This is a genomic window from Stenotrophomonas sp. WED208 (genome assembly GCF_040984485.1).
GTDB lineage: Bacteria > Pseudomonadota > Gammaproteobacteria > Xanthomonadales > Xanthomonadaceae > Stenotrophomonas > Stenotrophomonas riyadhensis.
The window spans coordinates 2,362,934-2,379,647 of sequence record NZ_JAZARB010000001.1 but is presented as its reverse complement, the minus strand read 5'-3'; the positions used below and the strand labels follow the sequence as shown (position 1 = coordinate 2,379,647).

Below are 16,714 nucleotides of genomic sequence, written 5' to 3'. Positions count from 1 at the left end.
CGACGTGCGCGTCGCCCTGCCAGCAAGGAGAACGAGCATGAACATCGCGTCCCGTCTGCGCCTGTGCGCACTTCCGTTGGCTGTCTCGCTGGCACTGGCTGCCTGTGGCGGTTCATCGACGCCCTCGGACACCGGCAAGCTGGTTGAGCCCGCCGCCGCCGCAACCGCGGCTGGCGAAGTTGCGTTGCCAGCAGGCTGGCAGCGCGTGGCCGGCACCGATATGCCGGCCGTGCGCGACCAGAAGGCCGTGCTGCCGGCCAAGGTGCATTCCGATGACGGCGCCGACGTCGAGGTGGCCGATACCAGCCGCATCATCGCCGGTGGTGACGACGTGATCGCGGTGATCGAAGCGCTGGGACTGGACAAGCAGGTGTTCGCCGCGCCGACCAACACCACCACCCGGGCCGGCCTGGTCGCGCCGCACCAGTTCCTGTTCAACCGCACCACGGGCGTGGAAGGCGTGCTGAGCCTGAAGGGCTCGCTGTTCCTCGGCAACAGCCTGCGCCGCCATACCGAGCTGGCCAGGAAGCTGCGCGAAGTGGGTGAACCGGCCGTGGTCATCGACGACCTGCAGCCAGCGCCGGACAAGGTGCGCAAGGTCGCCGCCGCACTAGGGCTGGCCGAGGCAGGGCAGGCACTTGCCACGCAGGTGCAGCGTCAGCTCGACGAGGCTGCAGCGATTGGCAAGGGCCTGGGCCATGCGCCACGAGTGATCCACGTCTCGGCCACCGGCGCCGGTGGCGCACCGACCGTGGCCGGTGCTGACAGTGCGTCGGCGCAGCTGATCGCCCTGGCCGGCGGCGTCAACATCGGTACCGAAGCGGGAGTGAAGAACTACTCGCAGCTGAGCAATGAGGGCGTGGTCGCGGCGGCACCGGAGGTGATCCTGGTGACCGAGCATGACCTGCAGTTGTTCGGCGGCGCCGGGGGCCTGTGGAAGTCCTACCCGACGCTGAAGCAGACCCCGGCCGGGCAGGCCAACCGGGTCTGGGTGATGCCGGATGTGCAGCTGAAGTACACCAGTGTCGGCTCCGGTGCTGGCGCGCTGGCGCTGGCCAAGGCCCTGGCGGCGTTGCCGAAGGCATGAGTCCGGCGGATCGGCGGCGCCGTCGCGGGCGGACGATGTTGCTGGTGGCGTTGCTGGCACTGCTGGGGGCGGTGCTGGCCTCGTTCGCCGTGGGCCCGCTGCGGCTGCCGCCGCTGGAGGTGGTGCAGGCGCTGGGTGTGAAGCTGGGACTGCTTGATCCGCAGGCGGTCAGCAGTCGTGACCTGGCCGTGGTCTGGCAGCTGCGCATTCCGCGCGCCCTGTTGGGCGCAATGGTTGGTGCCTCGCTGGCGATGGCCGGTGCCAGCCTGCAGGGTCTGTTCGGCAACCCGCTGGCCGATCCCGGTATCGTCGGTGTCAGCCAGGGTGCTGCGCTGGGTGCGGTCGCTGCCATTGTTCTCGGCGCCGCGGGCGCTGCCGGCTGGCTGGTGCCGGTGGCGGCGTTCGCTGGCGGCGCGCTGGCAATCGGCCTGACCTACGCCTTGGCCCGGCCCGGCAAGGGTACGGGCAACGCCACGCTGCTGCTGGTCGGCATCGCGATGGCCGCGTTCTGCTCGGCGTTGATCGGTTTCCTTACATACATCGCCAGCGAGAGCGAGCTGCAGTCGCTGGTGTTCTGGCAGATGGGCTCGCTGGCGCGCGCCAACTGGGCCGATGTAGCGGCCGTGGTGCCGCTGTTCGCCATCGGTGTATTCGCGCTGCAGCGACTGGCCACGCCGCTGGACATGCTGGCGTTGGGTGAGCGCCAGGCACAGCACCTCGGGCTGGATGTCACCCGCACGCGTCGCCGCCTGGTGGCGTTCAGTGCGCTGCTGGTGGGTGCGGCGGTGGCGTTTGCGGGCTCGATCAGCTTCGTCGGTCTGGTGGTGCCGCACGTGGCGCGCCTGCTGGTCGGCCCTGGTCATCGCTGGCTGCTGCCGTTGTCCGGGCTGCTCGGTGCGCTGCTGATCGTGGTGGCCGACACCGCCGCGCGCACATTGGATCCGCCGGCGGAGATTCCGCTGGGCCTGTTCTCGGCCGCACTGGGCGCACCGTTCTTCCTCTGGCTGGTGCTGCAGCAGCGCCGCAAGGCCGCTCCATGAGCGGGCTGTTGAAGCTGCACGAGGTGGTGGTGCGCCGCCAGCAGCGCGAGATCCTGCATGGCATCTCGCTGGCGTTCGAACCGGGTACGGTCACCGCGCTGGTGGGCCCGAATGGCGCGGGCAAGTCCACGTTGTTGGCGGTCGCCGCCGGTGACCTGCGCGTTGACGCGGGCGAAGTCAGTCTGCTGGGCCGGCCGCTGGCCAGCTACAAGGCCGGACCACTGGCGCGCGAGCGCGCGGTGATGCCACAGGAGCATGGCGTGCGTTTCGCCTTCAGCGTGGAGGAAGTAGTGGCGATGGGACGGTTGCCGCATCCGCCGGATCCGGTGGCGGACGACGCCCAGGTGGAAGCGGCGATCGATGCCGCCGAGCTGCAGGCGCTGCGCCTGCGTGAGGTGCAGCAGCTGTCCGGGGGCGAGTCCGCACGGACCACGTTCGCGCGCGTGCTGGCGCAGGACACGCCGCTGCTGTTGCTCGATGAACCGACCGCTGCGCTCGATCTGCGCCACCAGGAGCGCACGCTGCGCAGTGTGCGCGCCTGTGCCGAAGCGGGTGCGTGCGTGATCGTGGTGCTGCACGACCTGAATCTGGCCGCCGGCTATGCCGACCGCATCGTGCTGCTGGAGCAGGGCAGGGTGGCGGCAGACGGTACGCCGTTGCAGGTGCTGACCGAGGACAACCTGCACCGCGTGTACCAGCAGGATGTGGTGGTGCTGGAGCATCCACGGCGTGGGGTGCCGCTGGTGGTGGTCACGTGACGGTGTGAGGGCGTCGCGCTGGGCGCTTCTGACCGCGGCATCAGGCCCCTCAATGGCGCGGCGGCAGCGGATCCCGTATGCTCCGGCAGAACCAGGGGGCAAGCACGATGAAAGGGATTTCGTGGGTGGTCGCGGCAGCGCTCGCGACGGTGCTGGGTGGGTGCGCGACGCTGAAGGCACGACCGGATGTTCCACTGGCCGCGGACGAGGGCTACGTGGTGATGTCGGTGAACTGTGCCACCAGCAACATCAGGCTGATCACGATCTTTGCCAGCGGCACGCGGTCGACGTCGCCGTTGGCTGACCTGCGCGGTGAATTCGAGTTCGGCTGCAGGGCCGGTCTGGCCGCCGTCCGCGCCAAGGCCGGGCGACACTATGTCGGCTACCTGACCGAACACGGTTATGGATACGTCGGGGCGGTGCCCGAAGACGAAGCGCTGACTTTCGACGTGCGCGCAGGCGAAACGACCTACATCGGTGAAGTTGTGGTGTCTGGACTGTTCGACCGCCTGCACTCAAGGCCGACCTGGATCTCGGTACGCGATCGCGAAGCGGAGTCGTTACGGCTGTTGCAGCAGACGCAGCCCTGGCTGCTGGAACGCCATCCCTTCCACACCCGGCTGGCGACACCAGCGCCGGGCGCGCCGAGCGCCGAAGTGCTCGCCGAGCAGTTCCGCAGCTGCACACCGGCGTGCGACAGCATCCTGGCCCTGCCGCTGTTCATCCGCTGAGCGGGAGGTTTCCAATGAAGTGGATCTGCAGGTGCTGACTGATGGGTCGCGCCATCCGGACGCTGTATCATTCGGCGCCAGTTACATTCAATGGACTGATTCAATGTTGCCCTCCGCTTCAGGTGTTTCGCGGACGTTGCTGTTCGCATCGGCCTTTTTCTCTGCATTTGCCGCCAATGCGGCGTCGACATCTCCAGTTTCGCTGACCCACGCGGCCGAGAACGCCTCGCTGATCGAGACCCTGCATTCCAGTAGCGACGGTGCTGCTGTGACATCGATGAAGACGCAGTACTTCGCCAACGAGGAAATGTCGGTGAGCTGGGACGACCAGCAGGTGCTGGTGCTGTGCAGTGAAGCGGCGTACCTGCAGATTCCTGCCGCCAAGCTCAAGGCCGGAGCGTTGACCTCCGAGCAGCGGCAGATGATCGTCTATCAGGCACTGATGTCAGGCCTTGGGGTTGTCGCGGGCGTCGTCGGGCCGGCAGGCGAGGTGGTGGCCGTGGCTGATGACGGTAGCGAGACCCGCAGCGTTGGCGAAAGCAGGTGGGCGTATGGCGTCGAGCGCTACGACGTCATCACCCAGCGGCTCCCGGATGGTGCGCTTCGGGTACGAACCCGCAAGACGGAAACCGTGAATACCACGCCGCCGGCCGGTCCGGACGACATGTTCAGTACTGAGGACGACCAGGCGGCACGCCTGTCCGAGTTGGCGCCGGTGGGCAGCTGGACCGAGGTGGTTGTCCATGAGGGGCCGCGGCTGCCACATGTGGATCCGGCGATGTCGTTGAAGGGCTGGATCTCGATGGGGGACGACCAGGCTGCGACGGTGGGTGAGGCGCGCAAGCTGCACGAGTGCAAGTGAGCTGAGCTGGGGTCGGATCCCTTTGCCCGTGGCAAAGGGATCCGACCCCGATGCCCGTCGGCCTCATCGTTCCATTGATGTGCGCAATATTCACTTGCGCGCCAGATTGGCAGGTCTAGAATGCGCCCCATGAACCGGATGCCGCTCCTGAAGTTTTTCACCCTGACCCGCGCAAGCGCGGAACGGGCGTGTCTGCCTGGAGCCCCACGAGGCCGTTGAAGCGGCCATCGCTGGACCTTCGACAGAGCGCCCTCCGGGGCGCTCTTTTCGTTTTCGCAGTTCCATTTCCCGTAACCCGATGTACCGCAAGGAGAACGTGCCATGCACCAGATCGCCGAGACCGAACGCTAGCCGCGCACCCTGTCGCCAACCGGGGTGTGCGGCCCCTGGAGTTGGCTTTGCAGGAACCTTTCTCATGAACACCCAAGTCCTTTCCCGCCGTCGCAACCTTGGCATCATTGCCCACATCGACGCCGGCAAGACCACGTTGACCGAACGCCTGCTGTGGAAAAGCGGCGAGATCCATCGCGTCGGCGAAGTGCACGATGGCAACGCGACCACTGATTTCTCGGCGATCGAACGCGAACGTGGCATCACCATCGGCGCTGCTGCCGTACAGGCGCAGTGGGCGCCACGCGACCTGCCGCCGCATCGGCTGACCCTGATCGACACCCCGGGCCACATCGACTTCGCCATTGAAGTCGAGCGTTCGCTGCGCGTGCTTGACGGTGCCGTGGCCGTGTTCTCGGCCGTGGATGGCGTGCAGCCGCAGTCTGAGACGGTGTGGCGCCAGGCGCGCCGTCACCGCGTGCCGCTGATCGCCTTCGTCAACAAGATGGACCGCGTCGGCGCTTCGTTCGAGCGCGTGCTGGAGCAGCTGCAGGACAAGCTGCAGGCGCGGCCGTGGGCGCTGGGCGTGCCGCTGGGCAGCGAAAGCGACTTCGGCGGCTGGGTCGACCTGGTCGATGAGCGCGTACTGCACTGGCAGGACGGTGCTGCGACCGCGATCACGCCCTGGGACAACACGCTGCGCGCAACGTGGCAGTCGCGACGCGATGCGTTGGTCGAGGCCGTGGCCGACCACGACGAACTTCTGGCCGATGCCTGGCTGGAAGGTCGCGCGATCGATGCCGAACAGCTGCGTGCGGCGATCCGCCGGGCGACGCTGGCCGGTGCGGGCGTGCCGGTACTGGCCGGTGCGGCCTTCAAGGACAAGGGCATCGAGACGCTGCTGGATGCGGTGGTCGATTACCTGCCGTCGCCGCTGGATCGCCCTGCCGTGACCGCCGAAAGCGAGAGCGGCGAGGTGGTGCTGCCGCCGGATCCGGACGGTCCGCTGGCCGGTCTGCTGTTCAAGATCACCCACCAGCAGCACGGCGCGCTGAGCTTCGTGCGGCTGTACTCGGGTACGTTGAAGGTCGGCGATGCCGTGGCCAGTTCGCAGCATCCGCAGGGGCGGCGTGTCAGCCGCCTGGTTCGAGTGCAGGCCGACCAGACCCACGACATCGAGCAGGCCGTGGCCGGCGATATCGTGGCGGTGCTGGGCTGGAAGGATGCGGTCAGCGGTGAAACGCTGAGTGGGCGTGCGCAGCCGTTGCGCCTGGAGAGCATCCAGGCCCAGATGCCGGTGCTGGCCTGGCGGTTGGAAGCGGCGCGTGCGGCCGACCTGATCCGGATGGCGCAGGGTCTGGCCAGCCTGGCCCAGGAAGATCCGTCGTTCCGCGTCGAAACCGATCGCGACACGGCGGAGACCCTGGTCTGGGGCATGGGCGAGCTGCACCTGGAGGTGATGGTCGAGCGCCTGCGCAGCGAATGGAAGGTCGCTGTGGGCGTGGGTGCGCCGCGCGTGGCCTACCAGGAGACGCCGATGCGTGCGATGAACGGCGTCGTCGGGCGACTGGTCAAGCAGACCGGTGGCCAGGGCCAGTTCGCGCACGTGGTGCTGGATGTGTCGCCGCGCGAGGACGACCAGGTCGTGTTCAACGACCGCATCGTCGGTGGCGTGGTGCCGCGCAGCTTCATCGCGGCGGTGGAGAAGGGCGTGCGTGCCGCGCTGTCGGAAGGTCCGCAGGGCCATCCGGTGGTCGGCATCGAGGTCAGTCTTGTCGATGGCCAGACCCATGCCAAGGACTCCTCGGAGATGGCGTTCCATCGCGCAGGCGCCGAGGCGATCAAGGCGGCGCTGGCCGAGGGTGGCACGCAGCTGCTGGAACCGGTGATGGCGGTGACGGTGCATTCGCCGTCAGCGTCGGTGGGTGATGTGGTCGGCGACCTCAATCGACGCCACGGCCGTATTGCCCGCATCGAGGACCAGGACGGTCGTGCCGAGGTCAGTGGTTTCGCACCGCTGGCGCAGCTGGTGGGTTACACCACCTCGCTGCGTTCGCTCAGCCAGGGGCGGGCCAGCAGTGAGGCGCACCTGCATGGTTACGAGCCGGTACGCGCTGCATGAAGAAGGTGAGGGGGCCCGTTCGCGGGCTCCCTTTTTTGTTGCCTGGAACGCGCATCCACGCAAGGCGTGGATGGATTCTTCGTGGCGTGCGGCTTTTTGCACTGCATCGCAACAAAACTGCAGAAAAAGCTGGATTAAAGTGATGCCTCACGATAAATTGCGCACCCCCCGTTGCTCGCCGCCGCCCGCACCCCTCTCATGCGTGATGACAAAGACCCCGGAACCCTGGAGCTGACCCTGCCGCGAAAGCGCGGTCGTCCGCCCAAGTTCGGGTACGCAATGAGTGATGCGCAGCGCGCCGCGCGCTACCGCGCCCGCCGGGCCGGGCAGGCCAACCATGCCGATGTGCGTTCCTGCTCGGACATGGTGCTGCTGGACAAGATCCGCGCGGCGGTGAGCGCGCGCGACACCGAGCTGGCCGGGTTCCTGGTCCACGTCCTCTGGCAGCGCTACCCCCTGCAGTTGAAATAGGCCGTCGGTGGGGTGGCCGTTGTCATCGAGCTTGTTGATAATGCGGGATTCAGGTTGTTCCCGCTGGCGCGCCCGGGATGGCAGGCGCGCATGATCGAACGGTTCCCAAGATGACCACCACCAGCGACACCACCACCGAAGCGGCGCCGAGCAGCGCCCCCCTGTTCTACACCCGTCCGGTGCCGCTGCAGGCCGATGTGCACGCCGATCTGCGCATCCTGCCGGGCAGGCTCGAGTTTGCTGCCGGCAACAACGCCATCCCGCTGGTGCTCGGCGAGTTCTCGCTGGCGCTGCATCACTTCCCGATCCTGTTCGCTGGCCCGACCGCGGTGCCGATGGCTGCCGTGGGCGTGTCCGACCAGAACCTGTTCATCAAGGACGGCCTGTGGGAAGACGAGGCCTATATCCCGGCCTACCTGCGTCGTCACCCCTTCATCTTCATCGACACCGGCGCGGAGAACGACTTCCTGCTGGGCATCGACGAAGAGAGCGCGCGCGTGGTCAAGGGTGGTGACGAAGGCCAGCCGCTGTTCGTCGATGGCAAGGCCACCGACATGGTGCAGCAGGCGTTGGAGTTCTGCGGCCAGTACACCCGCGAGCACGAACAGACCCAGGCCTTCTCCAGGGCGCTGATCGACAACGGCCTGCTGGTCGAGCGCAACGCCACCGTGCGTACCCCGGATGGCCGCGAATTCAACCTCAACGGCTTCCAGGTCGTGGACGTGGAGAAGTTCGTGGCACTGCCGGAAGCGACCGTGATCGAGTGGCACCGCAGCGGCTGGCTGGCCCTGATCCACCAGCACCTGATGTCGCTGGGGCGTTTCAACGACCTGACCCGTCGCCAGGTCGAGCGTCTGGCGGCCTGATCAGTCAGGGGGCATGGCGTCCGCAATGCGGGAGCCATGCCAGTGCTGCAGCAGCTGCAGCAAGCGCCGCACATCGGCCCAGTCGGGTGCGGCGTCGTTTCCCAGCGCCCACAGGTCGGACGCGATTCCGGCCTGATCGGTTGCGCAACAGAATTGCAGCGTACCCTGCAGGCGATGTGCATGATGACGCAGCGCCGTGGCATCGTAGTCCTCTACGGCCTGCTCGATGCCCAGCAGCTCGCCGTTGATGTCGGCCAGGTAGGCCTGATCCAGCGGCGCGACGGTGTCGACGGTCGTTGCCCCTGGCGCTGGCGGCAGCTCCAGTGCCTGCAGCAGTTGTCCGATCTGCAGGGGCTTGGCCAGGACTGCATGGAATCCTGCATTGCGGCAACGCGTCGCGTGCCTGCGTCCTGTCCGGGCTGACAGTGCAATCAGCCGCGGCGGTTCCCCGGGCTGGTTGCGCAGTTGCTGCGCCAGCGCGTAGCCATCCATGCCCTGCAGGCCGATGTCCACCAGCACGATCCGTCGCGGGGTCTGCGCTTGCTCGGCAAGGGCATCGTCAGCGTCGGCCAGGGCGCGGACCTCGGCCCCAAGGCGGCGCAGTTGTTCGGCGATGATCTGGCGATTCATCGCGTGATCTTCGACCAGCAACAGATCCAGGCCGGCAAGCGGAAGGCCGAGGCGTGTCTGTTCCGCTGGCGGCAAGTCGGATCTTGCAGCCTGCACCGGCAAGCGCAGGGTAAACCGGCTGCCGCGACCCGGCACACTGTGCAGTGTCAGCGTGCCACGCATGGCGTGGGCCAGTTCGCGGGCGATCGCCAGGCCCAATCCGCTGCCGCCGCGCACCTGCCCGTCCTTGCCTTGCTGGAACGGCTGGAACAATCGTGCAGCCTGGCGGGCATCGATGCCGATGCCGCTGTCGATCACATCGAGCAGCAGCTCCTGGGGATCGGCGACTGGCCTCAGTTGTATGCGCAGATCGATCCCGCCGATATCGGTGAACTTCACTGCGTTGGCCAGCAGGTTGTCGACAATCTGGCGCAGTCCCTCGGGGTCGAGAGCGACGGTGGATGCCTGGTCCGGCGTGCCTTCGAAGCGCAGTTCGAGTCCTTTCAGCAGTGCCTGTGGGCGGACTGCGTCCAACGATTGGCGGCAGAGCAGGAACACATCGCAGGCCTGTGCGCGGGGCGTGAATCCCCCTTCGGCCAATCGCGCGAACTCCAGTGAGCGATTCAACATGCCGCGCAGCGCATGGCCTGCGGCTTTGGCGGCGGCAAGCAGTTCGCGTTGCGCCTTGGGCGCGGGCGATTGACTGAGCAGGTCGATCGAGGCCAGTACCACCTGGGCCGAATTGCGTATCTCGTGGCTGATCACACCCGCTGCGCGTGTCTGTTTGCGCCGCTCACGTCCGTGTTGCTGGTGCAGCGAAAGCCAGAACACGGGAAAGCCGGCCAGCAGTGCCAGCACTGCCAGCAGCCAGATCGGGGGCGGCGTGCGCAGCCAGTCCAGCGCCTTTCCAACCGGAGCCGGCAGTATCTGCCAGGCCCAGAGCTGCAGCAGGCCGGCATGCTCTTCCAGTGTGATGTCCTGCAGGGCCTGGTCGATGCGCGCCAGCAGTTGCCGGTCCTCGCGGCGTACCAGCAGGCGCAGGTCGGTGGAGAGTCCGATCTCGAATGGCTGCACCTGCAGCTGGCCGGCGAAGTACTGCCGGATCATCGGTTGCAGAGTGGTCTCCACGCCTATCGCGACATCGGCCATGCCGGCCTCGACCGCGGCCAATGTGGCATGCCGGTCAGGCAGGTACAGCAGTGGAACCTGCGGATGATGGGCGGCCAGCCATCCGGCATAGGGCCCGCCGCTGACCACCGCAACCGTTCGGCCATCCAGTTGCGCGATGTCATGCGGCAAGCGGTCATCCACGCGGCCGGCCAGCATGGTCCTGCCACCTCGGAAAGGGGCAGAGGCCACCAGATGGGGGCAGGACGGCGGCAGATGCCTGGCCGCCCCGACCACCAGTACCAGGTCGGCGTCGCCACGGCATACGGCGCTCACCGATGTGCCGGTGCTGGGATAGGGGTGCTCCTTGAACTGGAGTCCGGAATGTCGCGCCACGAGATCGGCGTAGCCGTGGGCGAGGGTGGGCAGCGGCGCCGTGCCCGCAAGGTCTGCGGGCAATGGGCGCAGCGAGGGTGCGGTGGCGACGCGGACCTCGCGACCGGGCAGCCATCGTTGTGACTGCGCGTCCTCGGCCGAAGCGGCCGGCAGCAGAAGCAGGGCCAGCAGCAGGAGGAGGGAGCCCTGCCGGCGAGGGTGGTCGCGCCGCGTCACGGGGCGTCCTGTGGGCGCCGCATGGAATAGATTTCGGCATCGTTGCGCAGCCCGAGCTTGCGCAGGACCGCGATCTTCTGCGTGCTGACAGTCTTGACGCTGCGGTGACGGTGCAGCGCGATCTCGGAGACGGTCAGGCCAGCCAGCAGCAGGTTCAGCACTTCGCGCTCGTTGCGGCTGAGCTCACCGCAGTCTGCCGGAATGGTGCGGTCGGGTGGCAGGCGCTCGAGCCCCTGCGACACACGGATGATCGCTTCGGACAGCATGGGCAGTGGCTCGGCCTTGCTGACGATACCGCTGATGCCGGCCTCCAGCAGGTGATGGAGATGGGTGGCGGGGGAGAGGGTGGCGAAGGCAAGCAGTGGCGTGCGTGGGAATGCGCTGCGCAGCAGGGGGATCAGCTCCGCGCTGCTGCGATCGTCGCGGGCCAGTGTCAGATCGATGATCGCGACATCCACCCGCGTCTTCTGCAGGGTCTGGATGAAGGCGTCACTGTGCCCGTGGCTGGCGATGATCCTGAAGCGGGCGTCCTGTGACAGGTGCAGGCCGGTGCCGCGGCGGACGACTTCATGATCGTCCAGGAGTGCCAGGCGCAGTCGGCGCGGTGCGGGGTGTCCATTCATGCGCAGGGAGGTGATCGGCGCCGCAGGGGCGTGGCGATCATTCTGGCGCTGACGCCCCGCTGATCATTCAATCTGCAGGGTTTTTGCGATTATTCCTAAGAATCGATCATCAATGAAAATTGAACTGGGCAATATTCATTGATGAGGGCGATGGACGAGCCGGTCAGGTCGGTGTTCCGCGCGGCTTGTGTGTGGCAGGTGCCATCAGGACGGTCAACAGCATGGTGTCGCCCTGTGTGCCGGCGTCGAGCCCGGTGGCCTCAAGCTCGTCGATCAATGCGTTGATGCGGGCGAGGCGCGCATCGTCGGCGCGGAAGGACAGGTGCCTGACCACGCAGTTGCGGTGCGGTCCTTCAAAGCGGGTGGCGGCATGGGTGGCGGCTGAGGCGAAGGCGCGCAGGGTGGCGGCGACGACGCGTGTCGCCACGTGAACGAGACTCCGCCGGCCGGACGGGGTGCGCACCGCGTCGCGGGAGGACAGCTGTGCCGACGCCGCCGCGTAGACCGCTTCAGGCCGGCGGCCGGTGTCGCGGTGCTCGGTGATGCGTACCAGGCCATGCTTCTCCAGGTGCGCCAGATGGTGGTAGAGCGCTGTGGCCGGGCGGCCCAGGCGCTCGGCAAGCTCGCGGATGCTCGCGGGACCCTCTGCGTCCAGGCGCTGCAGTATCGCCATCCGTGCGGGGGAGGCCATCGCGGCAAGCTGGGTGGGTGTCAGCTTGAGCGCTGCCGGGCTGGGGTGGCTTGCGGCGGGGGAGTTCATAATTCAAACTATAGTTCAAATTTGAATTATATGGGCTCGGAAATGCGCACGGCACGTATCTGGATTGCCCTGGGTGGCCTGCTGTTGGCAATGATGGGCAGCAGCAGGCCCGCTGTTGCCACGGAAGTGGTGCGTAGCGATGCTTCGGGCAGAGCGAAAGGCACACTGGATGCGGCCGTGATCCAAGGCATCGACAGTGGCGTCGACCAGGTCATGCGTCGCTTCAATGTTCCCGGTGCGGCGGTGATGGTCCTCCAGGACGGGCGCCTGATCCACGCGAAGGCCTATGGCCAGCGCGACCTGGCGCGGGGGCTGGCGGTGCGTGCCGACACGCCCTTCGAGATCGGCTCGATCACCAAGCAGTTCACCGCCGCTGCGGTCGTGCAGCTGCAGGAGGCCGGCAGGCTCACGCTGGATGATCCACTTGCCAGGTACCTGCCAGACGCCCCGCATGCGCACGAGGTGACCCTGCGCCAGCTGCTGTCCCATACCAGCGGCCTGCATGACTATTTCGACGGGCCCGAACCGGAGGTCGATGCCCTGGTGACGCAGCCGATTGCGTTTGATCGGCTGATCGCGCGTATCAGCGATCGCCCTCTCGATTTCGCGCCGGGCAGCCGCTGGTCGTACTCAAATACCGGATACATCCTGCTCGGCCGGGTCATCGAGGTGGTATCGGGCGAGCGTTACGTCGACTACGTGCGACGGCACCTGCTGGAGCCGCTGGGCATGCGGCATACCTTCACCCTGGCCGACACGGGGCGACTGCAAGGCATGGCGGTGGGGTATCGGCACGAGGCGGGCGTCCTGCGCCGATCACCTTACTTCCACCCGGACTGGAGCGGTGCTGCCGGCGCCCTGGTCGGTACGCTGGACGACCTGGCGCGCTGGGACCACGGCCTGAGCGAGGGTCGCGTGGTCAGCCAGGCCGGCTACCGTGAAATGATCACGCCGGTCCACACCGGTGAGGGTGGCAGCGCCGACTATGGGCTGGGGTTGTTCGTCAATGCGGTCTACGGCCAGGCCCGGATCGGCCATACCGGTGGTTCGCAGGGGTTCACCACCGCCGACGAATACTTTCCCGATCTTGGGCTGCGCATCATTGCCTTCACCAATCTTGGGGACAAGGCGCCGGAGGCCGGAGTCACGCTGACCAATGCGGTCTTCAGTGCGCTTCATCCCGCCATCGTCGCTGCCTGGAGCCGGCCTGCGCCTGCCGAAGAGGCCGCAGTGACCGCGCGTGCGCGTGCGACGTTTGAACAATTGCAGGCCGGGCACGGCTATGCGGATTTCAGCGCGAACCTGCGTGCAAGGCTGGAGGCGGGGATGGGCGCCGGGCTATCGAAGGCGGTCGCGCCCTACGGGAAGCCGGTCACCCTGATCTTCAAAGGTACCCAGGCCAGCGAGAGGGGCACGATGTACCGCTACGTGGCAACCTTTGGGCCGGGCGTCTTCATGCCGTACATGATCCGCCCCGACGAAGAGGGCAAGGTTGCAGGGTTCGCGCTGGATTGACTGCCGGGAGCGGCTGCGTCCAGGGTGCGGGCCATTTCGCGGGTCGGCGCCCAGCCCAGATCGGCGTACAGCGGCCTTCCCTGTTCGGTGGCGTGCAGCACCGCATAGGTGACGCCGCGTTCGGCGAAAGCACGGTCGGCCCATGACATCAGCGTGCGGGCGATCCCACGCCGGCGATAGGCCGGCTCGACGTAGACGTTCAACACATAGCCGCGGCTGTCCTGCTCCGGGTGGGCAGGGTGGGGCGGCCAGTCGATCAGCATCAGGCCGATGCCCGCGATGGGGCGCCCCTGGTCCGTGAGGGCAAATCCGAAATAGTCGCCGGAGGCCAGGCGCGGCGCGAGCCAGGCACGGAAAGGGCCGGCCATCTGCTCCAGCACGTCTGCTGGGCGGCCACTCTCGCGGAACATCGCCTCGCGGTGGGCGCAGATCAGATCCAGGTCATCGGCGAGCAGGGCCCGAATCCCAAAGCCATCACTGCCTGGCAGGTCTGTACTGCTGAAGTGCCCGTCCATCGTCCGCCTCATCCGTTTAAACCTTTCTGGCAACCCCTGCATCGTATCTGCATGGAGCATGACGGACGCAGGGGGATGCACCTTCCATGATGGGCTATTACCTGAAGCTGGCGCTGCACAACGCCAGGCGCAACACGATCATTACCGCACTGATGGTGCTGGCGGTTGCCGTGGGGATCGGCGCCAGCATGACCACGCTGACCGTCACCCACCTGCTTTCCGGGGATCCGCTGCCTGGCCGGAGTGATCGGATCTTCTATCCGCAGGTGGACGTCGATCCTGGATCGAAAGGACGCGAACCACACGACGTACTCGACTATCGGACCGCGCACGATCTCTGGTCATCGGGCCAGGCAGACCGGCAGACCATGGTGGTGGTCAATCCGGTGAAGCTCCGTTCGGACCTGGCCGGGACGGCGCCGCTGATGGGATCTTCGATCTCGACCACGGCGGACTTCTTCCCCATGTTCGAGGTGCCCTTCCAGTATGGCCGCGCCTGGACGGCTGACGATGACCAGCGTCGCGGCCGCGTCGCGGTCATCTCGGCCCGGTTGAACCAGCGCCTGTTCGGGGGCCGCGACAGTGTCGGCCAGACCCTCCGGGTCAAGGATACCCATGTGCAGGTGATCGGCGTGCTGGATCACTGGCGGCCCTCTCCCCTGTTCTACAAGATCAGGGGAGGGCGGTTCTCGGGTGGCGAGACGTCAAGTTTCTACGCCGCGGCCGATGACATCTATCTGCCGATGTCGACCAGCCTGGATATCAACGAAGGCGACTTCCAGCCCTTTACCTGCTGGGCAATGCCCGATAAGCCGGGTGTGCTGCAGAACTCGCCCTGCGTGGCGGTCGCGGTCTGGGTGGAACTGGGCAGCCCGGAGAAGGTGGCCGGCTATCGTCGCTATCTGGCCAACTACGCCGGCGAACAGCAGCGCCTGGGGCGCATCCGGCACGCCGACAATACCCGGCTCCGCTCGTTGATGGCGTGGCTGGACTTCAACCAGGTAGTGCCGAGTGACGTGAAGGTACAGACGGTGCTGTCCTTTGCGTTCCTGATGGTCTGCCTGGCCAATGTGGTCGGGCTGCTGCTGGCGCGCTTCCTGCGCCACGGCGGAGAAATCGGCCTGCGGCGCGCACTGGGTGCCAGCCGGCGTGCGGTGTTCATGCAATGCATGCTGGAAGCCGGGCTGATCGGTGTCGCCGGAGGGTTGGGCGGGCTGCTGCTGACCTTGCTGGGCCTGTGGGTGATCCGCGCCCAGCCGGTTGCCTACGCGGACCTGATCCATCTGGACCCGGCCATGTTCATGGCCACCTTCGGTCTTTCCCTGCTGGCCAGCCTGGTGGCAGGCGCGATTCCCGCCTATCGCGCGAGTTCGATCCAGCCCGTGGCGCAGCTCAAGCTGCTGTAGAGGACACGATCATGCAAACCGGACTGATCATCGCAGCGCTGCGCAAGCACCGGCTGGCCACCCTGTTGATTGCATTGGAGATCGCGCTGGCCTGCGCCGTGCTGTGCAATGCCATCTTCATGCTCACCGAGAAGGGGCGTGCACTGAACCTGGACAGCGGCCTGGCCGAGTCGTCGCTGGGCATTGTGCAGCTCTCCGGATTCGACGCCGCGCAGGCCGCTGACCTCAATGCCCGTGTGACCGGTGCACTGCAGGCGATTCCGGGCGTAACGTCGGTCGGCATCATCAGCGCCGTTCCGTTCGGTGAGCCGGGTGTCCGCGCGGGTGTCCATACCGATGAGAGCGGCAACGTCTTCGGCGGGGTCCTCGATTTCTACCTGGGTGATGCGGTGGCGATCCAGGCGCTGGGCCTGGAGCTGTTGGCCGGGCGCTTGCCGGATGCCGCCGAGTACGCGCCGATCGGGCAGTACGTGCCCGCCAATGCGCCGATCCTGGTGACGCGGCAGCTGGCGGAACGTTACTGGCCCGGTGAGCCGGCAGTGGGGCGCAGCCTGTGGTCGATGGACAGCCGTTTCACCGTTATCGGCGTGGTCGAGCACCTGGCTGTGTCACAGCCAGGTGGAGGGGAGGCGCTGGGCAATGATTGGTCCGTGCTGATGCCGGCCAAGCCAGGTCCGCAGTTGGCGGGGCGCTACCTGGTGCGGGCCGCGCCCGAAGCGCTGCCGCGGGTCATGGCCGACGCACAGCGGGCGGTGGCAGCAGTGGCCCCCGACGTGGTATTCGACCAGGCCGCCAGCCGCACCGTCGCCGAGCTGCGCGCGGACTATTTCCATGGCGCCAGGTTGATGATGGCGCTGCTGGCGGGCGTGATCGTCGCGCTGCTGGGAGCCACCGCGCTGGGCATTGTCGGCCTGGCCAGCTACTGGGTAGAGCAGCGGCGCAGGCAGATCGGCATCCGCCGTGCGCTGGGTGCTACCCGCCGCGACATCCTGCGCTACTTCCAGCTGGAGAACTTCCTGGTCGTGAGCCTGGGTGTCGTAGTTGGCGCGTTGCTGGCCTATGCATTCAACCTCGGTCTGATGCGGTTCTACGAACTGCCCCGGCTTCCACTGGCGTACCTGCCGATCAGTGCGCTGGCGCTGTGGCTGCTGGGGCAGGTGGCGGTATTGGCACCTGCATTGAGGGCGTCCGCGATCATGCCCGTGCAGGCCATCCGGTCTGCCTGATTTCCGGTGCTGCATGCTCAGGGCGCTTGACGTGCCGGCGGGCACGCCCCGCATGATGGGTGTCTCCCGCAGAT

The 16,714-nt window shown here is 66.9% G+C and carries 15 protein-coding genes and 1 pseudogene; 11 read left to right on the top strand and 5 right to left on the bottom strand.

Translation table 11 applies throughout. The features are described 5' to 3' along the window. Positions 1-37 precede the first annotated feature (37 nt). The 8 genes from VPH47_RS10630 (at position 38) to VPH47_RS10595 (ending at position 8,267) form a co-directional block, all read left to right on the top strand. Entirely contained in the window at positions 38-1,087 is a 1,050-nt protein-coding gene (locus VPH47_RS10630) for a hemin ABC transporter substrate-binding protein (RefSeq protein ID WP_368850762.1), read from the top strand. Further along, on the top strand, positions 1,084-2,127 hold the full coding sequence (locus VPH47_RS10625; RefSeq protein WP_110712264.1) for an iron ABC transporter permease: 1,044 nt from the start codon (positions 1,084-1,086) through the stop codon (positions 2,125-2,127). Before VPH47_RS10630 ends, VPH47_RS10625 begins: the two co-directional genes overlap by 4 nt. Then, on the top strand, positions 2,124-2,885 hold the full coding sequence (locus VPH47_RS10620; RefSeq protein ID WP_368850761.1) for a heme ABC transporter ATP-binding protein: 762 nt from the start codon (positions 2,124-2,126) through the stop codon (positions 2,883-2,885). The genes VPH47_RS10625 and VPH47_RS10620 overlap by 4 nt, the downstream gene beginning before the upstream one ends. A 107-nt stretch (positions 2,886-2,992) precedes the next feature. Beyond that, positions 2,993-3,616 (top strand): hypothetical protein, encoded by a 624-nt coding sequence (locus VPH47_RS10615; protein WP_162622031.1) that lies wholly within the window; start codon positions 2,993-2,995, stop codon positions 3,614-3,616. Between the two features lie 103 nt (positions 3,617-3,719). Then, complete coding sequence (locus VPH47_RS10610) at positions 3,720-4,478, top strand: hypothetical protein (protein WP_110712267.1); 759 nt, start codon at positions 3,720-3,722, stop codon at positions 4,476-4,478. A 415-nt stretch (positions 4,479-4,893) separates the two neighbouring features. After that, on the top strand, positions 4,894-6,930 hold the full coding sequence (fusA, locus tag VPH47_RS10605) for an elongation factor G (RefSeq protein ID WP_368850760.1): 2,037 nt from the start codon (positions 4,894-4,896) through the stop codon (positions 6,928-6,930). A 198-nt stretch (positions 6,931-7,128) separates the two neighbouring features. Continuing rightward, positions 7,129-7,401, top strand: coding sequence for a hypothetical protein (locus tag VPH47_RS10600; RefSeq protein ID WP_005409616.1), 273 nt, complete (start codon positions 7,129-7,131; stop codon positions 7,399-7,401). A 110-nt stretch (positions 7,402-7,511) separates the two neighbouring features. Next, positions 7,512-8,267: a SapC family protein gene (locus VPH47_RS10595; protein WP_110712269.1), complete on the top strand. Its 756-nt coding sequence runs from the start codon at positions 7,512-7,514 to the stop codon at positions 8,265-8,267. Here the strand turns inward: VPH47_RS10595 and VPH47_RS10590 are convergent, their stop codons facing one another. From VPH47_RS10590 to VPH47_RS10575, 4 genes and pseudogenes are all read right to left on the bottom strand, one after another. Further along, positions 8,268-9,734, bottom strand: a complete 1,467-nt coding sequence (locus VPH47_RS10590) for a hybrid sensor histidine kinase/response regulator (RefSeq protein ID WP_368851583.1) — start codon at positions 9,732-9,734, stop codon at positions 8,268-8,270. 162 nt (positions 9,735-9,896) lie between these two features. Then, a pseudogene (locus VPH47_RS10585) lies at positions 9,897-10,202 on the bottom strand (transporter substrate-binding domain-containing protein); the annotation flags it as partial. A gap of 389 nt (positions 10,203-10,591) precedes the next feature. After that, a complete protein-coding gene (locus tag VPH47_RS10580; protein WP_368850759.1) occupies positions 10,592-11,218 on the bottom strand; it encodes a LuxR C-terminal-related transcriptional regulator in 627 nt (208 codons plus the stop codon). 163 nt (positions 11,219-11,381) lie between these two features. Then, positions 11,382-11,978, bottom strand: a complete 597-nt coding sequence (locus tag VPH47_RS10575) for an ArsR/SmtB family transcription factor (protein WP_368850758.1) — start codon at positions 11,976-11,978, stop codon at positions 11,382-11,384. Positions 11,979-12,068: 90 nt separating this feature from the next. On the opposite strand from VPH47_RS10575, the gene VPH47_RS10570 reads away from it, so the two are divergent. Beyond that, on the top strand, positions 12,069-13,493 hold the full coding sequence (locus tag VPH47_RS10570) for a serine hydrolase domain-containing protein (RefSeq protein ID WP_368850757.1): 1,425 nt from the start codon (positions 12,069-12,071) through the stop codon (positions 13,491-13,493). On the opposite strand, the gene VPH47_RS10565 is transcribed toward VPH47_RS10570, so the two are convergent. Beyond that, positions 13,403-14,008: a GNAT family N-acetyltransferase gene (locus VPH47_RS10565; RefSeq protein ID WP_368850756.1), complete on the bottom strand. Its 606-nt coding sequence runs from the start codon at positions 14,006-14,008 to the stop codon at positions 13,403-13,405. The genes VPH47_RS10570 and VPH47_RS10565 overlap by 91 nt on opposite strands. Positions 14,009-14,094: 86 nt before the next feature. Between VPH47_RS10565 and VPH47_RS10560 the strand changes: the two genes are divergently transcribed. Next, positions 14,095-15,414: an ABC transporter permease gene (locus VPH47_RS10560; RefSeq protein ID WP_180854424.1), complete on the top strand. Its 1,320-nt coding sequence runs from the start codon at positions 14,095-14,097 to the stop codon at positions 15,412-15,414. Positions 15,415-15,425: 11 nt separating this feature from the next. Further along, positions 15,426-16,640, top strand: a complete 1,215-nt coding sequence (locus VPH47_RS10555) for an FtsX-like permease family protein (RefSeq protein WP_350260277.1) — start codon at positions 15,426-15,428, stop codon at positions 16,638-16,640. The last annotated feature ends 74 nt before the right edge of the window (positions 16,641-16,714 follow it).

Excerpts from the sequence above, each read along its gene's own strand:
- VPH47_RS10560 (WP_180854424.1), top strand. The coding sequence starts at position 14,095 with ATGATGGGCTATTACCTGAAGCTGGCGCTGCACAACGCCAGGCGCAAC.
- VPH47_RS10620 (WP_368850761.1), top strand. The coding sequence starts at position 2,124 with ATGAGCGGGCTGTTGAAGCTGCACGAGGTGGTGGTGCGCCGCCAGCAG.
- VPH47_RS10555 (WP_350260277.1), top strand. The coding sequence starts at position 15,426 with ATGCAAACCGGACTGATCATCGCAGCGCTGCGCAAGCACCGGCTGGCC.
- VPH47_RS10630 (WP_368850762.1), top strand. The coding sequence starts at position 38 with ATGAACATCGCGTCCCGTCTGCGCCTGTGCGCACTTCCGTTGGCTGTC.
- VPH47_RS10595 (WP_110712269.1), top strand. The coding sequence starts at position 7,512 with ATGACCACCACCAGCGACACCACCACCGAAGCGGCGCCGAGCAGCGCC.
- VPH47_RS10580 (WP_368850759.1), bottom strand. The coding sequence starts at position 11,218 with ATGAATGGACACCCCGCACCGCGCCGACTGCGCCTGGCACTCCTGGAC.
- VPH47_RS10600 (WP_005409616.1), top strand. The coding sequence starts at position 7,129 with ATGCGTGATGACAAAGACCCCGGAACCCTGGAGCTGACCCTGCCGCGA.
- VPH47_RS10615 (WP_162622031.1), top strand. The coding sequence starts at position 2,993 with ATGAAAGGGATTTCGTGGGTGGTCGCGGCAGCGCTCGCGACGGTGCTG.
- VPH47_RS10575 (WP_368850758.1), bottom strand. The coding sequence starts at position 11,978 with ATGAACTCCCCCGCCGCAAGCCACCCCAGCCCGGCAGCGCTCAAGCTG.
- VPH47_RS10565 (WP_368850756.1), bottom strand. The coding sequence starts at position 14,008 with ATGGACGGGCACTTCAGCAGTACAGACCTGCCAGGCAGTGATGGCTTT.
- VPH47_RS10625 (WP_110712264.1), top strand. The coding sequence starts at position 1,084 with ATGAGTCCGGCGGATCGGCGGCGCCGTCGCGGGCGGACGATGTTGCTG.
- VPH47_RS10610 (WP_110712267.1), top strand. The coding sequence starts at position 3,720 with ATGTTGCCCTCCGCTTCAGGTGTTTCGCGGACGTTGCTGTTCGCATCG.
- fusA (WP_368850760.1), top strand. The coding sequence starts at position 4,894 with ATGAACACCCAAGTCCTTTCCCGCCGTCGCAACCTTGGCATCATTGCC.
- VPH47_RS10570 (WP_368850757.1), top strand. The coding sequence starts at position 12,069 with ATGATGGGCAGCAGCAGGCCCGCTGTTGCCACGGAAGTGGTGCGTAGC.